The following is a 1,020-nucleotide window of genomic DNA, read 5'->3' as shown; positions in this document are numbered from 1 at the left end:
GTTGCCATAAATCAGTGATCGATGGATACGGCAACGCTCAGGAAATGCATGCCAACGCACCAATGGCAAATCATTTCCCCGACCCGATGTTGCCTCCCGAACCAGAGGCCATCGGCCATCGGCCATCGGCCATCGGCCATCGGCCATTTTCTCTCAAAAACAAAAGATTAGTCAATGTTTTATACCATAAAAAAGATACCTTCCTCAGTCAGTCTATCACAGCAAAAAAAGCGAGGTTTTTCAAGGGTCGATAAACACTGACCACCAGAGTGGACAGTCACTGCGGCAGGTCAGGGAAGTTCTACCACTGCGCCCCAACTCAGAGGACCCTGCCTACGAATTACGGGGTTGCTGGGGAGTACCCATCAAAACACCCTGAACTTTTACAGAGAGTCACAATCGAACCCGCGTGTTCTGTTAGTCTGAAGTCTTTCCCCATTGCGAGGTTTGAAGATGGTACGTGTACTCTGGTCATTGGGGGTTCTCGGTTTAATGGTGTCTCTGAAGGGATGGGCAGCATTGGGAGGAAATGATCTGCAAGTGCCTCAGGAAGGGTTCCCATTAACCTCCTATGTCCCTGCCCACGCGGCTTCTGCCAGCCCCCCTGGAGGAATTCGTCAACAATCCGTTGAAACCTTGCAGCATGTGATCGTGACGGAATACTCCAGTCATGGCACCGTCTTTGCTCTGACTTGGTCAGGCCCCACCCTGCCTGACTCCAATATTTTTTTGGGTTCCTATTTTCCCCAGTACCAACAGTCTCTCCAGAACCTCCACCTGCGCCCGGGGTCCTACCGGACCCCCATCGCCCTCCATACGCCCGCTCTGGTCGTTCATGCCAGTGGTCACATGGGAGCCTATCAGGGCTCCGCCTACGCCCCGGCTCTGCTGCCTGCGGGTCTGGACCTCTCTCTTCTTGGAGTGGCCCCATGAAGACGCCTTCACTGAAATTTTTCCTTCGGGCACTGATCCCGGGGCTTTTCCTGGCTTTGACGGCTTGTGGTGGAGGGGGAGGGGGCG

The 1,020-nt window shown here is 54.2% G+C and carries 2 protein-coding genes; both read left to right on the top strand.

All coding sequences use genetic code 11. From position 1 onward, the window contains the following. Nucleotides 1-254, top strand: a 254-nt coding sequence (locus IV91_RS18710; protein ID WP_160171600.1) for a hypothetical protein, incomplete at its 5' end; no start/stop codon positions are given. Nucleotides 255-453: 199 nt separating this feature from the next. Beyond that, nucleotides 454-933, top strand: a complete 480-nt coding sequence (locus IV91_RS17005) for a DUF2844 domain-containing protein (RefSeq protein ID WP_051862766.1) — start codon at nt 454-456, stop codon at nt 931-933. Nucleotides 934-1,020 lie beyond the last annotated feature (87 nt).

Origin of the sequence: Ferrovum myxofaciens, assembly GCF_000735045.1 — a bacterium.
In the GTDB taxonomy this organism is placed as follows: Bacteria; Pseudomonadota; Gammaproteobacteria; order Burkholderiales; family Ferrovaceae; genus Ferrovum; species Ferrovum myxofaciens.
This window is presented reverse-complemented; position numbering and strand designations above follow the sequence as displayed.

Excerpts from the sequence above, each read along its gene's own strand:
- IV91_RS17005 (WP_051862766.1), top strand. The coding sequence starts at position 454 with ATGGTACGTGTACTCTGGTCATTGGGGGTTCTCGGTTTAATGGTGTCT.